Here is a 17,630-nt window from a genome sequence, read left to right as displayed (position 1 = left end):
CGCCCCGGTTCCTGCCTGTGCGTGGGCTTACTTCACCCCGTGCATCATCTTCTTCAACAGTGGTGCGGCAATGAAAGCGGCCAGCGCACAGCCCAGGCCGATCCACATCAGCAGCCAGAACAGGTGCGCATAGGCACCGGCGGCGGCCACCATGTCCAGCGATTCGCCTTCCGGCACCTCGATCGCGGCCAGCTTGCCGAACAGCGCGGCCAGCGTCTCCGAGAAGGCGGTGGCCAGGAACCAGGTGCCCATCATCAGGCTCATCACCCGCGGCACGGCCAACTGGGTCACCGCCGACAGGCCGACCGGCGACAGGCACATCTCGCCACTGGCCAGCAGGAAGTAGGCCAGCACCAGCCACCACACGCTGGCCATCTCGCCGGTAGCGCCCACCTGCTGCGCGGCCAGTGCCAGCGGCACGAACGACAGTGCGCCGATCACCAGGCCCCAGGCTGATTTGACCGGCTTGCCCGGTTCCCAGCCGCGGCGGTCCATCCACGTCCACAGTGCGGCGAAGGCCGGTGCCAGCAGCACCAGGAACAGGCCGCCGAGATAGGTCAGCGAGCCGGCGGTCTGCGGAATCACCAGGCAGTCGCGCACCAGCAGCACCAGCATCAGCACGACGATGGCGGCGAAGAACGTGCGCGGCGCAGCCGAACCCGGACGACGCTCGGACAACCGCGCGCTGACCACGAAGCCCAGCGGTGCCAGCAGCAGTGAGAGGATCGACCACGGCAGCGGCGTACCGCCGGTGATCACCAGCGAGGGCACGATGTCCTTGGTCAGCAGCCGGTCGGTGAAGGTCACCCACGAGCCGTAGGACTGCTCGTACATGGTGAAGAACACCAGCGCCATGAAGATCAGCACCATCAGCGCGATCATCTGCTGGCGCTGTACCGGCGTGCACTTGCTGCCGGTGAACCAGGCGAACCAGACCAGCACGCCGCCCAGCACCACCACCATCAACATCAGTGCCAGGCTGATTTCACCGCCCAGCGCGAACGCGCCGTTGCCGGCCGCCCACATCAGCCACGCCACCGGCAACACACCGAGCACTGCGCACAGATAGATGAGCCATTCGCGCGGCAGGCCCAGCACCTTCTGCTTCAACGCCGCCGGTTGCGGCGGTTCGGCGTGGCCCTGCAGGTACTTCTGGCCCCACAGGAACATGGCCAGGCCGGCCAGCATGCCGATGCCGGCCGCACCGAAACCGTACTTCCAGCCGTAGGCCTCGCCGAGGAAGCCGCACACCAGCGATGAGAACAGCGCGCCCAGGTTGATGCCGGCGTAGAACAGCGAGAAACCCGAATCGCGGCGCGGATCGTCCTTGGCGTACAGCTTGCCGACAATGGTGGAGATGTTCGGTTTCAGGAAACCGACGCCCATGATGATCAGCGCCAGCGACAGGTAGGTCACCGCCAGTGCCGAGGTGTCGCGCACCACTTCGCCGTTCACCCGGTACGCAGCGTGGCCTTCGAAGGCCATGCCGAGGTGGCCGAGTACCAGCAGGATGCCGCCGAACAGCACGGCCCGGCGCATGCCCAGCCAGCGGTCGGCCAGCATGCCGCCGAATACAGGGATGCAGTACACCAGGCCACCGTAGGCGCCGAGCAGGTCCAGGCCGGCCTTGTCGCCGAACAGGTGGTACTTGGTCAGGTACAGCAGCAACAGCGCCTTCATGCCGTAGAAGGAGAAGCGCTCCCACATTTCGGTGAAGAAGCAGACATAGACGCCTTTGGGGTGGCCCAGGAAGTCGTCGGAAGCGATAGCGGTGGAATTCATCGCGGAATTATAGGCCTGTGGCCCGATCCGCTTTCAGTAGATCCACGCCATGCGTGGATTGCCGGACTGGCCTGGGCGATCACAGGTACCGCAACCACGGCAGGTCACGCCTTCGCGCCTTGAACCGCGCGAATCCCCGGGTCGGCGGGTACAGCACCACCGCCAGCGCACAGGCCACCAGCAGCAGGCCGCTGACCGAATCCAGGGCATACAACTCGCCATGGGTCGGCCCCCAGGCCGCCAGCGCGCCCAGGTACAGCGCCTTCAACACATACAGGTGCAGCAGGTAGAAGAACATCGGCGCGGCGCCGATATCGGCCAGCGGGCGCAGCGCACGCGCCAGTGGCGGCCATTCGTACAGGCGCAGCAGCAACAACCCCACGCCCAGGGTCAGCAGCAGGAACTGCAATGACGGCGGGTACTTGGTGATGTTGAGGATGCTCAGCCAGGTGCGCAGTGCTGTGGTCTGGTACTGCCAAGGAGCATCCCCGTACTCGTTGGCGAACCGCAGTAAGGCGAACAGGGCCAGCGCGCCGACGCCTGCCCACAGCAGCCAGTGATGGCGCTGCGCCGGCGCGCGCTCGCGGGCGAACCAGGGCCCCATCAGATAACCCAGGGCGATCACCCCGATCCACGGCAGCACCGGATAGGAGGTGCGCAGGCGCAGTGCGCCGGCCTCGATCCAGTCGCGCTGGTGCAGCACTTTCCACAGCACCGCCAGCAGGCCATCGCCTTGCACCCGCAAGCCGTCGAACAGGTTGTGCCCGGCCACCACCGCGATTGCCAGCACCAGCAGGGCCGGGCGTGGCAGCCAAAGCAGCCCGGCCAGCGCGATCATGCTCAGCCCGATGGCCCAGATCACCTGCAGGTACAGGGTTTCCGGCGGCAGCTGGAAGGTCCAGGCGAAATTCACCAGGGTCAGTTCCAGCACGACCAGGAACAGCCCGCGCTTGAGCAGGAACGCGGCCGTGGCCCGGCGCGGATCCGCCTGGCGCTGGCTGTACAGCCAGGCCGACAGGCCGGTCAACAGGACGAACACGGGTGCGCACAGGTGGGCCAGCAGACGGCAGGCGAACAGCGCGGGGGAGACCGTCGCCGCGTCCATCGGGTCGCTCACCTGGTGCTGCAGGAAGAAGGTCTCGCGCACGTGGTCGAGCAACATCAACAGCATCACGGTGCCGCGCAGCTGGTCGATGGAGGCCAGGCGGGTAGTGGGGGAAGGGGCCACGTGCGAGGTTCGGTCGGCGTGACAGGATATAACATAACAATTGCGTCTTTCCAGCGCGTGCTGGGCGGTTCCGACGAGCGCGCGCGTCGGCTCAGGGCAGGCAAACCGAGGGGCTCCAGCCCAGCGCCTCGTCGTAGTGGACCTGGATCGCTCGCAGGCTCCCGTCGGGGTTGGCCTTCAAGCAGAATCGGGCGCTGTGGTGTTGCGTGGCGCCGGTCCTGGTGGCCGACAGCGAAACGTCGTACAGGCGTCCGGGCTGCAGCGGCATCGCCGTCTGCCTTGAAATGGCGTTGGCTGGCACTTCTCCGTAGACCACGCAGGCTCCGGGTGGAAGTGGGATTGATGCGGGATGGGCAAAGTAGAACGACCATTGCCGCCGCAGCGGTGGAGTAATTGCGTCATGCACCTCCACACCAAACACCTCCGGAGTTTTACCGATACGCTTGCGCTCCTTCCTGGGTAGTCCGAAACAAGGTTTGCCGGCGTGGTCGGTGATCTCGACTGCGCCAATGCGGCTCCAGGCAGATGCGTAATCGCAAAGCGGCATCAGGCAGGTCAGGGTCACGACAGCCACGACCGGTAATTTGATCGGGCGGATCCGCAGTGGGGTGTTCATCGGGCGGCTCAGCGTCATCGGTTCAGATCATGAACACGATGCACGGGGCGTTGAGGCACTTCAAACGATGATGGCTGGAATGCTGCAGTACTGGTTGGCCGGGCCCCTACAGGACAAAGAGACCGCGAGGCCCGGCAGCCCTCCGGCATGTGCCCCATGCGCTTGATGCGTTGGCCGAGTTTGGCTGGAAGCGACTATCTCACTGCCGACCTGGCCGCAACCCTCCCGAACCGCACTGGACTTGCTGCCTCCTGAACGCTAGCGTGCAAGGGATTTTTTGCCAGCAGGGGCTTCCATGAACCACGACGCTGCGCCCAAGCAGCTCACCTTCCGCGCAGTGGCCCTGGCCATCGTGCTGGCGGTGGTGCTGTCGGCCGCAAACGCCTACCTCGGTCTGTTCGCAGGCCTGACCATCGCCACCGCCATTCCCGCCGCGGTGATTTCCATGGGCGTGCTGCGCCTGCTGGGCGGTGGCTCCATCCTTGAAAACAACATCGTGCAGACCGGCGCTTCGGCCGGTTCGTCGATCGCCGCCGGTGTGATCTTCACCATCCCGGCGCTGGTGATCATGGGCTACTGGCCGGACTTCAAGTACTGGTGGGTGCTCGGCATCGCCGGCCTCGGCGGCCTGCTGGGCGTGTTGTTCTCGGTGCCGCTGCGTCGTTCGATGATCGTCGAAGACCCGCTTCCGTTCCCGGAAGGCAAGGCTGCGGCCGAAGTGCTCAAGGCCGGTGAGAATCCGGGCCCGGGCCTGAAGATCCTCGGCCTGTCGGCGGTGATCGGTGCCTTCGTCAAGCTGGCCGCGGAAAGCGGCATGCGCCTGATCCCGGATGCCTGGGCCACTTCGGCCTACGTCGGCAGCTCCAAGGTCACCGCCTTCATCGGTACCAACCTGTCGCCGGCACTGCTGGGCGTGGGCTACATCGTCGGCCTCAACGTCGGCATCGTGGTGGTGTCCGGTTCGATCCTGACCTGGCACATCGCCATTCCGATCTACCAGGCGTTCTTCATGAACACCGATCCGGCACTGGCCGCGTCGGTTGCCGCGGCTTCGTCCACCGAGGCGGCGTTCGCCATCTGGGGCGCGAAGATGCGCTACCTGGGTGTCGGCGCGATGCTGATCGGTGGCATCTGGACCCTGATCTCGCTGCGCAAGTCGCTGCTCAACGGCGTCAAGAGCGGCTTTGCCGCCGCCCGCAAGAGCGGTGGTCCGGTGCTGGCGCACACCGAGCGCGACCTGCCGATGAAGTGGATGCTGGTGGCCCTGGTGGTCTTCGTGCTGCCGCTGCTGGCCCTGTACCAGGCCATCGTCGGCCAGTGGCACGTGTCGATCCCGATGACCCTCATCATGATCGTCGCCGGCTTCCTGTTCGTTTCGGTCTCGGCCTACCTGGCCGGCCTGATCGGTTCGTCCAACAACCCGGTCTCGGGCATCACCATCTCCACCATCCTGTTCGCCTCGGCCGTGCTGGTCGTGCTGCTGGGCGCCGACGGCCTGAAGCCGGTCGGTGCCGGCGGCGCGCCGCTGGGCGCCGTGGCCGCCATCATGATCGGCGCGGTGGTGTGCTGCGCCGCTGCGGTTGGTGGTGACAACCTGCAGGACCTCAAGGCCGGCTACATCGTCGGCGCCACCCCGTGGAAGCAGCAGCTGATGCTGGGCATCGGTGCCTTCTCGTGTGCGCTGATCATGGCCCCGGTGCTGAACCTGCTGGCCACCGCCTACGGCATCGGCGTGAAGTCCGAGCTGCACCCGAACGCGCTGGCCGCACCGCAGGCCAACCTGATGGCCTCGGTGGCCAAGGGCCTGTTCGGTGGTGAACTGCCGTGGACCTTCATCGGCATCGGTGCCGTGGTCGGTGCCGCCATCATCGCCTTCGACAGCTGGCTGAAGTCGCGCGACGCACGCTTCCGCGTGCCGGTGCTGGCCGCCGCCATCGGCATCTACCTGCCGCTGGAGCTGATGGTGCCGATCTTCCTCGGCGGCCTGATCGCCCACCTGGTCGAGCGCTTCCACAAGGTGCGCGCCGATGACGAAGAAGGCCGCGACCGCGTGCACAAGCCGGGCGTGCTGTTCGCCGCGGGCCTGATCACCGGCGAAGCGTTGATGGGCATCGCCATCGCGATTCCGATCGTGGTCAGCAGCCGCGCCGACGTGCTGGCCGTGCCGTTCCACCTGCCGGGCGCGCAGTGGATCGGCCTGGCCGTGCTGTTCCTGGTCGGCTGGCTGATCTACCGCACCGGCAAGTACGCCAAGGCGTAAGGGGGCTCTGCCCCTGGGTTCAACGGGTAGTGCCGGCCGCTGGCCGGCAATCCCGGAATCCCGTGATACCCCTGGTTGCCGGCCGGCGGCCGGCACTACCGCAGACCGCGCTACGGCGCGGATTGCTGTTTCTGGCGATTGCCCGCCTGCAGCCATGACCGATGGCCTTGGCAGCCCCGGCCGCACGGGCCTACCATCGGTTTTTTGCCGTCCTGCGGAGACCCCGATGAAACTGCGTCATGCCCTGCTGCCACTGAGCCTGCTGGCCGCCCTGCCCAGCGTCGCCGCTGCCCGTGGCCTGGAAGTCCGCGACATGGTGGCCATGGACCGCGTCTCCGCGCCGGTGCTGACCGCTGACGGTGGCACCGTGGTGTTCGCCAAGCGCAGCGTCGATGCTAACCTGAAGGCCTCCACCGCGCTGTTCGCGCGCAACCTGCGTACCCGCGATGCGGCGCCGCCGAAGCAGATCACCCCGGCCGGCTGGAACGTCAATTCCGCTTCGCTGTCGGCCGATGGCCAGACCGTGTATTTCCTCAGTGCCAGGAACGGTAGCCAGCAGCTGTACGCGCAGCCGATCAGCGGCGGTGCTCCGCGCCAGCTGACCGACTTCCCGGTCGACGTGGACAGCTACCACGTGTCGCCGCAGGACGACCGCGTGCTGTTCAGCGCCGGCGTGTTCCAGGCCTGTGCCTCGGACCTGGCCTGCACCGAGAAGAAGCTGAAGGAAAAGAAGGACGCCAAGGCCAGCGGCCAGGTGTGGGATTCGCTGTTCGTGCGCCACTGGGACACCTGGAACGACGGTCGCCGCAACACCCTGTTCGTCGCTCCGCTGCCGACGGCCAAGGCCGGTGCGGTCAAGGGCGCGTCGGCGCTGAGCGCGACCATCGATGGTGATGCGCCGTCCAAGCCGTTCGGCGGCAATGATGACTTCGCGTGGTCGCCGGACGGCGCCAGCGTGGTGGCCAGCATCCGCGTGGCCGGCAAGCAGGAGCCGTGGTCGACCAACTTCGACCTGTACCGCTTCGACGCCGCCGGCAAGCAGGCACCGGTCAACCTGACCGCCTCCAACCCGGCCTGGGATGCCGGCCCGGTGTTCAGTGCGGACGGCAAGACCCTGTTCTACCGTGCGATGAAGCGCCCGGGCTTCGAGGCCGACCGCTTCGGCCTGATGGCGATGGACCTGGCCAGCGGCAAGACCCGCGAAATTGCGCCGCAGTGGGATCGCTCGGCGGGCGGCATCACCCTGTCCGCCGATGGTGCCAGCATCTACACCACGGCCGATGACCTTGGCGAACACCCGCTGTTCCAGATCGACGTGGCCAGCGGCAAGGCCACCAAGCTGATCGGCGACGGCAGCGTGACCTCGGTGGATGTGGCCGGCAACAGCGTGGCGATCACCCGCAACAGCCTGAAGAGCAACGACCAGGTGCTGGTCGGCCTGCTGCCGGCTGCGGGCGAGGCCATCGGCGAACTGCGCGCGCTGACCCCGGCCGCTGGTGAGGTGCTGAAGGACGTCAGCTTCGGCGACTACGAGCAGTTCGAGTTCAAGGGCTGGAACAACGACACCGTGCATGGCTATGTGGTCAAGCCGCACAACTACCAGGAAGGCAAGTCCTACCCGGTCGCGTTCCTGATCCACGGTGGCCCGCAGGGCAGCTTCGGCAATGGCTGGAGCTACCGTTGGAATCCGCAGACCTACGCGGGCCAGGGCTACGCCGTGGTGATGATCGACTTCCACGGTTCCACAGGCTACGGCCAGGCCTTCACCGATGCGATCAGCCAGCACTGGGGCGACCGCCCGCTGGAAGACCTGCAGAAGGGCTGGGACGCGGCGCTGAAGAAGTACTCCTTCCTCAACGGTGACAAGGCCTGTGCGCTGGGCGCCAGCTACGGCGGCTTCATGGTCAACTGGATCGCCGGCAACTGGAACAGCCCGTTCAAGTGCCTGGTCAACCACGACGGCGTGTTCGACCAGCGCATGATGGGCTACGCCACCGAAGAGCTGTGGTTCACCGAGTGGGAGCAGGGCGGCACGCCGTACCAGAAGGCCGCGAACTACGAGAAGTTCAACCCGGTCAACCACGTGGCGGACTGGAAGAAGCCGATCCTGGTCATCCACGGCCAGCAGGACTTCCGCATTCCGGTCGAGCAGGGCCTGGCCGCGTTCACCGCTGCCCAGCGTCAGGGCATCGAATCGAAGTTCCTGTACTTCCCGGATGAAAACCACTGGGTGCTGAAGCCGAACAACAGCATCCTGTGGCATGACACCGTCAATGCCTGGCTGAAGCAGCACATCGGCAACTGATGACTGCAGCGCCGCCTTTCGGGGCGGCGCTTTTGTTTCGCCATCTGCTTTACCGGTGGGGACCGACCGTTGGTCGGCACACCCTCATGATCCGCCGCCAACAGCAGCCGGCCAGCGGCCGGCTCTACCCAGAGCACCTGCATGATCCAGAACGACATCGTCGTCTTCGGCTTGATCGCCGCCACCCTTGGCGCCGTGTTCTGGACCGCTTCGCGCGAGCAGGGCCTGTGGAAGCGCTTCTACACCTTCGTGCCAGCGCTGCTGCTGTGCTACCTGATTCCCGGCATCTACAACACCGTCGGCCTGATCGATGGGCAGAACACCAAGCTCTACAACCCGATCGCACGCGACATCCTGCTGCCGGCAGCGTTGATCCTGTTGACCCTGGCGGTGGACATCAAGGGCATCCTGCGGCTCGGCCCGAAGCTGGTGCTGATGTACCTGGGCGCCTCGGCCAGCATCATGCTCGGTGCGGTGGTGGCGTTCCTGGCGATGCGCGCGCTGCATCCGGAAACCGTGGCCGGTGACACCTGGGCTGGCATGGCCGCATTGGCAGGCAGCTGGATCGGTGGCGGTGCCAACATGCTGGCAATGCGCGAAGTATTCGACGTCAATGCGACCACGTTCGGCCAGTTCGCGGTGGTCGATGTGGGTGTCGGCTACGTGTGGATGGCCGCACTGATCTTCCTGGCGGGGCGGGCAGCGAAGATCGATGCGCGCAGTGGCGCCGATACCTCGGCCATCGATGAACTGAAGGAGCGCATCGCGCGCTTCCAGGCCGAACACGAGCGCATTCCCAGCCTCACCGACCTGATGCTGATCGTGTGGCGGTGGCCTTCGGCGGCGTGGGCCTCTCGCACGCCATCGGCGCGCCGCTGGCAGCCTGGTTCAAGGCCAACGTCAGCTGGGCCTCGCAGTTCAGCCTGGACGCGCCGTTCGTGTGGGTGGTGGTGCTGTCGACCACGCTGGGCCTGAGCCTGAGCTTCACCCGTGCGCGCACGCTGGAAGGCGCGGGCGCATCGCGCCTGGGCTCGCTGCTGCTGTACTTCCTGATCGCCTGCATCGGCATGCAGATGGATCTGCTGGCGCTGCTGGACCGCCCGTGGCTGTTCCTGCTCGGCCTGATCTGGATTGCCGTGCACATCGTGCTGCTGTGGTGCTTGGGCAAGCTGCTGAAGGTGCCGTTCTTCTATTTCGCCATCGGTTCGCAGTCGAACATCGGTGGACCGGCCTCGGCGCCGGTGGTGGCCGCGGCGTTCCATCCGGCACTGGCGCCGGTGGGCGTGCTGCTGGGCACGATGGGCTACGCCACCGGCACGTACCTGGCTTACATCGTCGGCATCACCCTGCGCGCGCTGGCAGGGCAGGGATGATGGGGTAGTGCCGGCCGCTGGCCGGCAACCAGGTAATGCTTCACGGGTTCATGAGGTTGCCGGCCAGCGGCCGGCACTACCGATGCGTTACGCCACCGGCAACCCACGTTCGATCAACCACGCCTTCGCGTCTTCGGCGTCCTGCTCGAACCACGCCTGTGTCGACCCCAGCCGATACGTGTACCCCCAGGCATCCATGTCGGCCATCAACCGCGCACTGCCGACACCAGGCAAACGCCCGGCCAGCACGATCTGCAGGTAGCAGGTGGCATCTTCCTCGGCGATCGAATCGGTGGCGTCGGTGTGCACCTGCGCGCGCCGCTCCGGCGGCAGTACGATCAGGTGGCAGGCTTCATGCAGCATCGAATGCACCGGGGTGTCATCGCGCACATAGACATTGCTGGCGATGATGCCCGCCTCGGGCTCGCCCCAGTAGCTGCCGGGAATCGGTTCGCCTGCGGCCACGTGGTGCAGGCGAAGGCCATGCGCGGCGAGCAGGCACTGCGCGTCGGCGAAGGCGATGTCGCCCACGCAGGTGATGTCCACGGCGGTTGTCGTATCGGTCATGCAGGTCACGCGGCCCCGCCCATGCAGGCACGGGCGGGGCGGGGCATCAGGGTTTGTCCGGGCCTTCAGGCAGCGCCACGGAGATGTCCAGCACATCGTGCTGGCCATCCTTCACCAGGTCGACCTTGACCGCATCGACGTCGATGTTCACGTACTTCTTGATCACTTCCAGCAGCTCGCGCTGCAGCAGCGGCAGGTAGTCCGGGCCACCGCGGTGGCTGCGTTCCTGCGCAATGATGATCTGCAGGCGGTTCTTTGCGGTTTCGGCGGTGGTCTTCTTCGCTTTGAGGAAATCGAACAGGCCCATGCTTACCCTCCGAACAGCTTGCTGAAGAAGCCCTTCTTCTCGACGCTGGTGAAGCGCATCGGGCGATCTTCGCCGAGGATGCGCGCGACGGCGTCGTCATACGCCTGGCCGGCAGCGGATTCGACATCCAGGATCACCGGTTCGCCCTTGTTGGAGGCATTGAGCACGTCGCCCGATTCGGGGATCACGCCGATGGCCTTCAGCCCCAGCACTTCCTCGACGTCGGCGATGCTGAGCATCTCGCCGGTTTCCACGCGCAGCGGGGTGTAGCGGGTCAGCAGCAGGAAGGCAGGCACGTTCTGGCCGGATTCGGCCTTGTGGGTCTTCGAGTCCAGCAGCCCGATGATGCGGTCGGAGTCGCGCACCGAGGACACTTCCGGGTTCACCACCACCACGGCGCGGTCGGCGAAGTACATCGCCAGGAATGCTCCCTTCTCGATGCCGGCCGGCGAGTCGCAGATGATGTAATCGAAGCCATCGGCGGCCAGGTCCTTCAGGACCTTGCCCACGCCTTCCTGGGTCAGTGCGTCCTTGTCGCGGGTCTGCGAGGCGGCCAACACGTACAGGTTGTCGAAGCGCTTGTCCTTGATCAGGGCCTGCTTGAGGGTGGCTTCGCCATGCACGACGTTGACGAAGTCGTACACCACGCGGCGTTCGCACCCCATGATCAGGTCGAGGTTGCGCAGGCCGACGTCGAAGTCGATCACCGCCACCTTCTTGCCGCGCCGCGCCAGGCCACAGGCCAGGCTCGCGCTGGAAGTGGTCTTGCCCACGCCGCCCTTGCCGGAGGTGACTACGATGATTTCAGCCAAAGGACTTCTCCTGGTTCTGCATTAGTTTGGGGCTGCGTCAGTCCAGCGCAGCGATCTTGATCTGGTCCTGTTCCAGCCACACCTGCACGGCCTTGCCGCGCAGGTTGTCCGGAACATCGTCCAGTACCTTGTAGTGGCCTGCAATGGCCACCAGTTCCGCATGGAAATCACGGCAGAAGATGCGTGCCGCGGTGTTGCCCTGGGCCCCTGCCAGCGCGCGGCCGCGCAGGGTGCCGTAGATATGGATGCTGCCATCGGCGATGACCTCGGCGCCGGCGCCGACGGTGGCCATCACGGTCAGGTCGCAGTTCTCCGCGTACAGCTGCTGGCCCGAACGCACGTTGCCCAGCTGCATGCGGCCCGGCTGCGGCGCGGCTGCATCGGCGATCTTGGCTACCGGTGCGGCCGGGGCTGGCTTCGGTTCGGCACGCGCGGCGCGGCGCGGTTCCGGTGCGGGCGGCGGCGGGGCCGTTTCGGCCTCGGCACGTTCGTACTGGGCGCGGAACTTGGCCAGCAGCGGCAGGCCGAGCTGCTGCGAGAGCAGGTCGACCGCGCTGGTGCCATAGGCCAGCGCCACCGGCAGCACGCCGGCGCTGCGCAGGCCATCGACCAGCGCCTGTGCAGTGGCCACGTCCGGAACCTGGCTCAGGCCGCCGAAATCGAGGATCACCGCCGCGCGGCCGAACAGCTTCGGCGCACGGGTCACGCGCTCGCGCATTTCCTGCACGAGGCGTTCGACATCAAGGGTACGGATGCGAAGGTTGGCGATGCCCACCTGGCCGATCTTCAGTTCACCGGCCTGTTCGTAATCGAAATTCACCGCCACGCTCAGGTCCCCGTCGGCCGCTGTGCCTGCGCCGGCAGCTGCCGGGCGCGTGTCCATGCCACATCCGGCAGCTTGCCGCCGTAGGTCTCCTGGACCCACGGGTAGCTGCACAGTTCCTTGGCCAGCATGCTGGCACGCACATCGACCTGGGCCATGGTGTTCTGGCCCAGCTCGCGGAAGCCGAAGCTGCCGTGGAAGAGCAGGGCGGCATCGGCGCCGTGGTCGAGGAAGACTTCGCAGGTCATCTGCGGGTAGCGCAGCTCGGCAAAGCTCTGCGCGTCGGCATAGAACGCACGGCCGACGCCACCGCCGCGGCGGCGGCTGGCGACCACGATGCGGTCGATGTAGAAGAAGGGGGTGTCCAGCTGCTGCTTGAACCAGGCGAAGTTGCTGCTGTCGTGCTGGCTGTCGCTGCCGAAGCCGATCAGGAAGCCGGCCAGGTTGCCGTCGCGCTCGGCGACGCGGAAATACTCAGCGGTTTCATAGAACAGGCGCAGACGGGCCGCATCCAGGGGAAGGATGGCCAGGCCAGCGTTGTTGTTCAAAGCCAGGACGGAATCGAGCTCGTGCTCGCGCACGTCGCGGATGACAATCGACATTGTGACTCCGTGGGGTAACGCGGTTGGTCCATCAAGGGACCCTGCGCACGATTATTGCATGCCCGGGGTGGGCTGCGGCATGAACAGGCGACCGGGCAGGCATGACTTCCGTGGGGTGCGGTGTGCAGGCCGGGCCCGTAGAGTGCTGGCATGTTGGGAGTCCTCAGCCATACCCGCGTCCTTCGCCTGGCCGGCCTGTTCACCTGGGTCATGGTCGGTCTGCCCTTGGCGTACTCGCAGTTCGAGAACCTGCACAGCCGCGGTGACATGGGCGGCTGGGCGGTCCTGCTGTTCGTCGCCTACCTGTCCTTCGGCACCTCCTATTACTGGCTGACCCGCATCCTGCGCAGCGACAGCCCCACCAGCTGGCTGGACCGCGGCCTGCTGCTGCTGCTGACGATTTCGGCGCTGGGCGTCAGCTTCCTCAGCGGCTCGGGCCTGGGCAGCATCCTGATGATGGTGGCCGCCGGGGTCATCCCGTGGATGCTGTCGGTGCGGCTGGGCGTGCTGTGGCTGCTGGTTAGCCAACTGGCGGTGGCCCCGGTCTACTACTTGCTGCTGCGCTTCCCGTTGTTCGAAGCGGTGATGCAGTCGCTGCTGTACGGCGGCTTTTCCATGTTCATCTTCGTGACCAGCCTGGTTGCCCGGCAGCAGACCGAGGCGCGCGACGAACAGCGCCGGCTCAATTCAGAGTTGCGTGCCACCCGCGCCTTGCTTGCCGAGAGTGCCCGCGTCAATGAGCGAACCCGCATCTCGCGCGAGCTGCATGACCTGCTGGGCCACCAGCTGACCGCGCTGACCCTGAACCTGGAAGTGGCCGGGCACCTGGCCGAAGGGCAGGCGCTGGAGCACGTGAAGCGCTCCCATACCTTGGCCAAACTGCTGCTGGGCAACGTGCGCGAGGTGGTCAGCCAGCTGCGCGAGACCGGCGCGATCGACCTGGCCGCGGCGCTGCGCCCGCTGACCGAGAACGTGCCCTCGCTGGACATCCAGCTGGAGATCGAGGATCCGCTGAACGTGGAGGACCCCCAGCGGGCCCACGTCCTGCTGCGCTGTACCCAGGAGATCATCACCAACGCGGTGCGCCACGCCGGTGCGCGCCACCTGTGGATCAAGGTGTACCGTGAAGCCCCGGACCGGGTGGTGGTGGAGGCCCGCGACGACGGTGTCGGCGCGGACATGGTCAATGTGGGCAATGGCTTGCGCGGCATGCGCGAGCGCCTGCAACAATGTGGTGGCCAGCTGCAGATCGAGACCCGTCCCGGTGAAGGCTTCCGCCTGCGGGCAACGGTGCCGGCAACGGTGCTGGTGGCCGCCCTTACCAAGGTTCCTGAAGGAGTACGTTGATGATTCGCGTCTGCCTGGTCGATGACCAAACCCTGGTGCGGCAGGGAATCCGCTCCCTGCTGGCGCTCGACGATGGCATCGAGGTAGTGGCCGAGGCCGGCGATGGCCGGCAGGCGGTCGAGCTGATCCCGCAGGTGCGCCCCGACGTGGTCCTGATGGACATGCGCATGCCGGTGATGTCCGGACTGGAAGCGCTGCAGGTGCTGTCGCGGCAGGAACAGCTGCCGCCGACCATCATCCTCACCACCTTCGATGACGATCAGCTGGTGCTGGCTGGCCTCAAGGCCGGTGCCAAGGGTTACCTGCTCAAGGATGTGACCCTGGCACAGCTGGTCGGTGCCATCCGTACCGTGGCCGAAGGGGGTTCGCTGGTACAGCCGGCGGTGACCCAGCGCCTGTTGTCGGGCCTGGAGCACATGCGCAACGAGTTCGTCAGCCTGGACCGCCCGGACCCGCTGACCGACCGCGAGACCGAGATCCTGCGGCTGATGGCCAGCGGCTTCTCCAACAAGGAGATCGCCAACTCGCTGGGCGTGGCCGAGGGCACCATCAAGAACCACGTGTCCAACATCCTCTCCAAGCTGGGTGTGCGCGACCGTACGCGCGCGGTACTGAAGGCGTTCGAACTCCAGCTGGTCTGAGGAAAATCGTTTCGGTACAAAGACTTGGGTGGTGGTAGGGGGTTCCGGCCAAGGTGCCCCCCTACTTGCCGGGTAGCGGTATGCGTTACCCTTCGAATTCTTTGTCCATACAAATACGCAGCCGGCAGGGAAACCGGTGCGCCAATCCCGATAAACAATGCCCGCGAAGCCTGCTAGGATTGGCGCTTCGCTTCAATCAACCCGGCCGTGGGATCGGCCCCGGAGACTCTCTGAATGACCCGTATTATCGAGTTCCTGATCGCCTTGGGGATCGTGGCTGGCCTGTTCGTCATCATTGGCGTATGTCTGCCGGGCGAGCGTCACATCACCGAAAGCATCGAGACCAACCGCAAGATGACGATCGTGTACGACACGGTCAGCAGCCTGCGCCGCTTCAAGGACTGGAACCCGCTGGTACTGCGCGATCCCGCCGTTGAACTGAAGCTGTCCGGCCCGGCCTCCGGCAAGGGTGCCACCCTGGACTTCACCTCCAAGGACCTGGGCACCGGCTCCTGGAAGATCACCGACGCCGAAGAGAACAAGCGCGTTGCGATCGCCATCGAAGACGCCACCAAGGGTCACGACAAGGTCACCACCTTCACCCTGGAGCCGACCGGCAAGGGTGGCCGCAACGTGAAGATCACCCAGGACTACTCGGTGAAGTACGGCTTCGACCTGTTCGGCCGTTATGCAGGCCTGTATGTCAGCCGCCAGATCGGCGACGACATCAAGATGGGCCTGTCGCGCATGGCCAACATGCTGGCTACCGTCCCGAACGTCGACTACCGCACGCCGGAAGCCCCGCTGACCGATCTGGCCATCGTCGATGTGCCGGCTGAGGATCTGCTGGTCGTCAACGCCGGTAACGTGGACCGCGGTCAGGACACGATCACCAAGTCCATCAAGGACAACCAGGAGTGGATCAAGCGCGTGATGGAGGCCAATGGCCTTGAAGCCGCCGGTCCGTTCCGCATCATCACCACCGACTTCGGCCAGGAGAAGTACGCCTTCGACATCGCCCAGCCGGTGAAGAAGAAGGGTGCTGAAGGTGCCACCGCTGAGGCCCTGACCGTCAAGATCGACGGTGGCGCTCCGGTGAAGTACGTGCACGTGGCTCCGCACCGCTCGGCACATGCGGCCTACACCGGCCACATGGCGGGTCTGGACGTTGCCCGCAACGGCCTGCGCGCCTGGGCTGTGACCTCCGGCAACGAAGTGATCGACCGTCCGTACGAAACCTGGAAGGATGGCATCGACAAGTCGTTCACCCCGGAAGGTACCTACGACATCTACTGGGCCGTCAAGTAAGCCTCGGCTGACCCATGTAGTGTTGGACACGAAAACGCGCCGCTCATTGCGGCGCGTTTTTTTTCATCTGGCGCCCGGAAAGGGCGCTGTGCAAGGAGCCCCCATGTTCAACCTGGAACGTCGCGCACGTAAGCCTTCCCTGCTGGCCTGCCTTGGTGCGCTGCTGGCGGCGGCATCGATCGGCCTGTCCGCCTACGCATCGCACGGTGTGGCTGACCCGCTTTCACAGCAGCACCTGAACATGGCGGCACTGTATGCGTTCGCGCATGGCGCGGTGCTGGTGGCGCTTGGCCCGCGTGCGCAGGGGGCGACCGCGCACCTGGCGCTGTACGTGCTGCTGCTGGGCGTGTTGCTGTTTTCCGGCAGCCTGGTGGGCGGTGCCTTGTGGCAGTGGCCGACGCGGATGGCGCCGATCGGGGGCACCAGCATGATGGCCGGATGGGTGTTGCTGGCGATCAATGCGTTGAGGCGGTGACGGTCGCAGGGCTGTCGCTCCGATCCATGCCGATGCGATCGTGATGGTTCATGGGCGTTACTTTTCTTTTCGCGCGAAAAGAAAAGTAACCAAAAGAAACGCGCCGCCGGCCGCGAGCCGGCGCTGCGCACCGGTCCCCTGCGCTCCTCGGCCCGTCGAGGGGCGGTGCGGGAACTCGCTGCGCTCAGACACCCGCACCTCTTCGCCCTCGCCGGACCTGCGGTGCTCGGCTCGCTTGAAGGCGGACCCAACAGCCGCGCGCTGATCCCTTATAGAGGCTTCGAGTGAAGCGACCGGCTTCTGTCTTTGCCTTCTTGTTCCATCCCGCGGCCATGCGCTGACCGCTCCAGGCTTTCGCCATGAGGGGCTCAGCCGTTGGCCGGTCTCCAGCACCAGTGCCACGGTTCGTAGACGATGCCGTGCGGGTTGTCGCGCGGGTAACTCAGATGGAAGCCGTGCCCGCCGGCATGCGCCTGCAGCCACGCGAACGCATCGGTGGCGTCGAACGACTCTTCGGCCGGGGCGTCGCCCGGTGTGCCGATGTCCAGCGCGTGGCCGCTGTGGTGTTCGCTGAAACCCGGTGCGGCATTTACCTTCAGGATCTCTGCCACGCTCAAGCCGCGCGCCAGCTTCCGTTCGAAGATGCCCAACTGGTAGGCATGGCTGCGGAAGCCGGAGATGGCATCCAGCGCAATTCCATCCCGTGCCGCGTGCAGTCGCATCCGTCGCCAGCCCTGCGCGGCGCCACGGCGCAGCCACAATGGACGTGCAAAGCGGTCGCGACCGGCGAAGTGCAGCAGGCACGGCTCGGATTCCAGCGGCAGGCCGCTGTCGTCGGCATAGCGCTGTCCATCCAGGCCAAGCTGCTGCAGGCGCTGCTGCAACCCGGCCAGCGGCAGCCACTGATCTTCCAGTCCGGCGCCGAAGGGCCGTGCAGCCGCGGCATCCAGCAGTGCCAGTGCTTCCTCGACCCCGGGTTCGCGCGGCAGGCGCGGCACCATGGGGTGCACACCCTGCGCCAGTACCACCGCCAGATAGCGGCCATCACGCTTGCGCCGCAGCACCCACTGCGCCTGCGACAGCAGGCGTGCATCCAGGTTGCTGCGTGCGCGCAACAGGTGGGCGGGCCACAGCTCGATGGCCTCGGTATTGATCAGCAGGGGGGCACGTCGTTGCATCGCCGC

The 17,630-nt window shown here is 66.0% G+C and carries 15 protein-coding genes and 1 pseudogene; 7 read left to right on the top strand and 9 right to left on the bottom strand.

What is annotated here, in order from left to right; all coding sequences use genetic code 11:
* Nucleotides 1-27: 27 nt before the first annotated feature.
* The 3 genes from AC5P60_RS03300 to AC5P60_RS03290 form a co-directional block, all read right to left on the bottom strand.
* Nucleotides 28-1,782 carry a peptide MFS transporter gene (locus AC5P60_RS03300; protein ID WP_033833344.1) on the bottom strand — a complete coding sequence of 585 codons (1,755 nt, stop codon included), beginning with the start codon at nt 1,780-1,782 and terminating at the stop codon, nt 28-30.
* Between the two features lie 79 nt (nt 1,783-1,861).
* Nucleotides 1,862-3,010 (bottom strand): acetyltransferase domain-containing protein, encoded by a 1,149-nt coding sequence (locus AC5P60_RS03295; protein ID WP_483692955.1) that lies wholly within the window; start codon nt 3,008-3,010, stop codon nt 1,862-1,864.
* Between the two features lie 91 nt (nt 3,011-3,101).
* Nucleotides 3,102-3,644 (bottom strand): hypothetical protein, encoded by a 543-nt coding sequence (locus AC5P60_RS03290; RefSeq protein WP_483692954.1) that lies wholly within the window; start codon nt 3,642-3,644, stop codon nt 3,102-3,104.
* Between the two features lie 277 nt (nt 3,645-3,921).
* On the opposite strand from AC5P60_RS03290, the gene AC5P60_RS03285 reads away from it, so the two are divergent.
* The 3 genes and pseudogenes from AC5P60_RS03285 to AC5P60_RS03275 all read left to right on the top strand — a co-directional run bounded on the left by AC5P60_RS03285 (nt 3,922) and on the right by AC5P60_RS03275 (nt 9,564).
* Nucleotides 3,922-5,886, top strand: coding sequence for an OPT family oligopeptide transporter (locus tag AC5P60_RS03285; protein ID WP_483692952.1), 1,965 nt, complete (start codon nt 3,922-3,924; stop codon nt 5,884-5,886).
* A 226-nt stretch (nt 5,887-6,112) separates the two neighbouring features.
* Nucleotides 6,113-8,191: an alpha/beta hydrolase family protein gene (locus AC5P60_RS03280; protein WP_049403215.1), complete on the top strand. Its 2,079-nt coding sequence runs from the start codon at nt 6,113-6,115 to the stop codon at nt 8,189-8,191.
* A 141-nt stretch (nt 8,192-8,332) separates the two neighbouring features.
* Nucleotides 8,333-9,564 (top strand): annotated as a pseudogene (locus AC5P60_RS03275) (DUF819 family protein).
* An 87-nt stretch (nt 9,565-9,651) separates the two neighbouring features.
* Here the strand turns inward: AC5P60_RS03275 and AC5P60_RS03270 are convergent.
* Genes AC5P60_RS03270 through AC5P60_RS03250 form a run of 5 tightly spaced genes read right to left on the bottom strand, consistent with a single transcriptional unit; the run spans nt 9,652 to nt 12,675 of the window.
* Nucleotides 9,652-10,131, bottom strand: a complete 480-nt coding sequence (locus AC5P60_RS03270) for a hypothetical protein (RefSeq protein WP_483692950.1) — start codon at nt 10,129-10,131, stop codon at nt 9,652-9,654.
* Nucleotides 10,132-10,177: 46 nt separating this feature from the next.
* The gene (gene minE, locus AC5P60_RS03265; RefSeq protein ID WP_005408532.1) at nt 10,178-10,438 is read right to left on the bottom strand and encodes a cell division topological specificity factor MinE; all 261 of its coding nucleotides are present in this window, start codon (nt 10,436-10,438) and stop codon (nt 10,178-10,180) included.
* 2 nt (nt 10,439-10,440) lie between these two features.
* Nucleotides 10,441-11,250, bottom strand: a complete 810-nt coding sequence (gene minD / locus AC5P60_RS03260; protein WP_005408533.1) for a septum site-determining protein MinD — start codon at nt 11,248-11,250, stop codon at nt 10,441-10,443.
* A gap of 37 nt (nt 11,251-11,287) precedes the next feature.
* Entirely contained in the window at nt 11,288-12,133 is an 846-nt protein-coding gene (gene minC / locus AC5P60_RS03255; protein ID WP_049403214.1) for a septum site-determining protein MinC, read from the bottom strand.
* On the bottom strand, nt 12,079-12,675 hold the full coding sequence (locus AC5P60_RS03250) for a GNAT family N-acetyltransferase (RefSeq protein WP_005408535.1): 597 nt from the start codon (nt 12,673-12,675) through the stop codon (nt 12,079-12,081). Before AC5P60_RS03250 ends, minC begins: the two co-directional genes overlap by 55 nt.
* 150 nt (nt 12,676-12,825) lie before the next feature.
* On the opposite strand from AC5P60_RS03250, the gene AC5P60_RS03245 reads away from it, so the two are divergent.
* The 4 genes from AC5P60_RS03245 (at nt 12,826) to AC5P60_RS03230 (ending at nt 16,446) form a co-directional block, all read left to right on the top strand.
* Nucleotides 12,826-14,022, top strand: coding sequence for a sensor histidine kinase (locus AC5P60_RS03245; protein ID WP_005408536.1), 1,197 nt, complete (start codon nt 12,826-12,828; stop codon nt 14,020-14,022).
* Entirely contained in the window at nt 14,022-14,663 is a 642-nt protein-coding gene (locus tag AC5P60_RS03240) for a response regulator (RefSeq protein WP_005408537.1), read from the top strand. The genes AC5P60_RS03245 and AC5P60_RS03240 overlap by 1 nt, the downstream gene beginning before the upstream one ends.
* A 234-nt stretch (nt 14,664-14,897) precedes the next feature.
* A complete protein-coding gene (locus AC5P60_RS03235) occupies nt 14,898-15,971 on the top strand; it encodes a polyketide cyclase (RefSeq protein ID WP_005408538.1) in 1,074 nt (357 codons plus the stop codon).
* A 103-nt stretch (nt 15,972-16,074) separates the two neighbouring features.
* On the top strand, nt 16,075-16,446 hold the full coding sequence (locus tag AC5P60_RS03230; protein ID WP_033833348.1) for a DUF423 domain-containing protein: 372 nt from the start codon (nt 16,075-16,077) through the stop codon (nt 16,444-16,446).
* A gap of 368 nt (nt 16,447-16,814) precedes the next feature.
* Here AC5P60_RS03230 and AC5P60_RS03225 read toward each other — a convergent pair whose 3' ends face one another.
* Nucleotides 16,815-17,624: a M15 family metallopeptidase gene (locus AC5P60_RS03225; protein ID WP_033833349.1), complete on the bottom strand. Its 810-nt coding sequence runs from the start codon at nt 17,622-17,624 to the stop codon at nt 16,815-16,817.
* Between the last annotated feature and the right edge of the window lie 6 nt (nt 17,625-17,630).

This window comes from Stenotrophomonas sp. YJH_SMC_120 (assembly GCF_059368675.1).
Note: the sequence above shows the minus strand (reverse complement) of the source record. Positions and strands in the feature narration are given on the sequence as shown.